The 555-nt window shown below is 48.8% G+C and carries 2 protein-coding genes; both read left to right on the top strand.

Translation table 11 applies throughout. From position 1 onward, the window contains the following. Nucleotides 1–132 precede the first annotated feature (132 nt). Nucleotides 133–462 (top strand): integrative conjugative element protein, RAQPRD family, encoded by a 330-nt coding sequence (locus AAC854_RS22950; RefSeq protein WP_340619106.1) that lies wholly within the window; start codon nucleotides 133–135, stop codon nucleotides 460–462. Beyond that, nucleotides 459–555: DUF3262 family protein (locus AAC854_RS24520; protein WP_422824133.1), on the top strand; the 97-nt coding region annotated here is incomplete at its 3' end. The genes AAC854_RS22950 and AAC854_RS24520, both read left to right, overlap by 4 nt.

Here is a 555-nt window from a genome sequence, read left to right as displayed (position 1 = left end):
TAAACCGTTAATCAAATAAATTAGTCAGACTATTTAGCTAATTTTCACCAAAGCATAAAGAGTTTATTACTGACCGCCGCTAAAAAACGCCGCATCCTTGGCATTTTGGAACCCATCATAAGGTGAGTGTTTATGCGCGGTGGTTTTTCGATATCCTGTTCTGCCTGCCTGCTGGGGCTGGCTGTGTTGTGTATACCACTGGCTCATGCGGCCGAAAAAGACGAACTGGCGAGTGCAAAGCGTCTGATTGAGCAGGTGCAGATAGCACTGGAGCGTGCCAGCATCGCAGGAAAGCAATCGGATACGTCAAAACTTCCTCGTTATGACTTTGATTATCAGCTCATTCAGACTGATCTCCGCACCATCAAAGCGGGTATCGATCACTATCTCACGCCTTCCCGCGACCAGCCCCAGGGATCCGGCGCGTTATCCGGCCATTACCGTCAGGAAAATTCGCAATGACGCAGGCACAACGCAATGCTTTTGAAGTGGCCTCGGGGCATTTTGATATCACTTTTCTGTATCTGGTGTGTGTCGGGTTTTTCTTAGCCACGG

The sequence above is a fragment of the Xenorhabdus entomophaga genome, from assembly GCF_037996725.1.
In the GTDB taxonomy this organism is placed as follows: domain Bacteria; phylum Pseudomonadota; class Gammaproteobacteria; order Enterobacterales; family Enterobacteriaceae; genus Xenorhabdus; species Xenorhabdus khoisanae.
This window is presented reverse-complemented; position numbering and strand designations above follow the sequence as displayed.